At 52.6% G+C, this 1540-nt stretch carries 2 protein-coding genes; both read left to right on the top strand.

The window, feature by feature from the left end; translation table 11 throughout:
- The first annotated feature begins 125 nt into the window (after positions 1 to 125).
- Positions 126 to 1016 (top strand): replication initiation protein, encoded by an 891-nt coding sequence (locus BMX16_RS17180; RefSeq protein WP_089906005.1) that lies wholly within the window; start codon positions 126 to 128, stop codon positions 1014 to 1016.
- Entirely contained in the window at positions 1013 to 1501 is a 489-nt protein-coding gene (locus tag BMX16_RS17460) for a hypothetical protein (RefSeq protein ID WP_143058099.1), read from the top strand. The genes BMX16_RS17180 and BMX16_RS17460 overlap by 4 nt, the downstream gene beginning before the upstream one ends.
- The last annotated feature ends 39 nt before the right edge of the window (positions 1502 to 1540 follow it).

Here is a 1540-nt window from a genome sequence, read left to right as displayed (position 1 = left end):
TGTGAGCAATCGCGGGTGTAGTGTGAGCAATCGCGGGTCAAATGTGAGCAATCGCGGGTGCTACTGTGAGCAATCGCGGGCGGTGTGAGTTGACAAATGTGAGCACTCACAGATAGAGATCACACATGGCAAAGAAGGCAACGACTCTGGACGCCGTGCGGATGCACTTGGATAACGCGGACGCAATCGTGGCCGCAGGCGAGGTTGTGGATCTGCGCTTTAAGTCGGGCAATCAGCTCAGCCTAAGAGCTGCAAAGCTGTTCTGTCTGCTCGTGCAAGAGGCTGGAATAGACGTGGCCGCTGATAAGCAGCACTGCGTTCCTTTGGCTGCATTGAATGAAACCTTCCACCGATCTGCTGATGATCTGTTTGAAGCGATTGCCGAGCTGCACAGCACAACCGTGTCCGTCCAAGTGGCCGGTGATCGACCCTACACAAAGTCCGGCCCGATCCTCGCGGATGTGGAGCGTGAAACCGAAGAAACCGCTGCCGCAGAAGTCAGATTTGAGTTTTCTAAAACACTGCGCCAGGTGATTGGTGACAGCACCCACTGGGCCGCTGTGTCGCGCCGTGCCGTTTTGTCCTTTGAAAGCAAGTTTTCGCTGCGCCTGTACCTGCTGCTATCACTACGAGCTGGCCTACGAAAAACATCTGAGACTTTCGAGATGGATGATCTGCGGCATATCCTTGGCTTAGAGGAAGGCAAGTTTTCCCGATGGCCTGACTTGCGCCGGTTCGTGCTGGACCGTGCCGTAGCTGAAATCAATCACCTTGCCGGTTTTAGAATGGGCTATATCCCGATAAAAAAGGGGCGCAAGATTACTGCTGTAAAGCTGACTTGGGGCCGCAAAGACCTGCCTGAGCTGATCGAGGCGCAAAAGGAGCTGGAGCGAACGCGTGTGGGCCGCGCAGTGCGCCGAGAAGGTAAGGCTGAAACAATCGCAGATGAACGCGCAGCGCTGGCAGATAGCCTCGCCAATGCGCCAGGTTGGAGCGCAATCGAGGGGGAACTATGAAATACAAAGGCCTTATCGCATATTTGTTAGCGTTTCTCGCGCTGCCACAAGTGGCCACCGCAGACATACTTGCTATCCTCATTAATCCTGACAGCCTGTCATATGACCTGAGTTCAGGCAACTATGTCAACAGCCCTGGCAACTACGCTAACAGTTCAGGAAACTACGAAAACTCTGAGGGTAATTACGCTAACAGTCCTGGCAACTATGCCAACAGCGCAGGAAATTATGCCAATGGGATAAACGGTGAAAATAGGATTATCTCTGAGGACAACCTATTTCTAGGGTATTATGTGTTTAGTGACAGTGGCGTTATGAATTTATACAGCGCCAGCGGGAACCGCGTCGCTTACATGCCAAGCGGCGGACACACTCAAAGCCTATTTTTCAGTCAAGGCGGATGGTGCGGAACCATTGGCGAAAGTGGAGGGAAAACTGTCTTAGGCTTAACCCGAAATTGTCATTTACGATTCACGCTGAACTAAGCCTGGAGTAAGTATTTCGCACCGTTGTAGCGTGCCACT

The organism is Loktanella fryxellensis (assembly GCF_900110065.1).
Taxonomy (GTDB): domain Bacteria; phylum Pseudomonadota; class Alphaproteobacteria; order Rhodobacterales; family Rhodobacteraceae; genus Loktanella; species Loktanella fryxellensis.
The sequence above is the reverse complement of the archived record's forward strand: the minus strand, read 5'-3'. Positions and strand labels throughout refer to the sequence as shown.

Coding starts and splice junctions, on each gene's coding strand:
- BMX16_RS17460 (WP_143058099.1), top strand. CDS start 1,013: ATGAAATACAAAGGCCTTATCGCATATTTGTTAGCGTTTCTCGCGCTG.
- BMX16_RS17180 (WP_089906005.1), top strand. CDS start 126: ATGGCAAAGAAGGCAACGACTCTGGACGCCGTGCGGATGCACTTGGAT.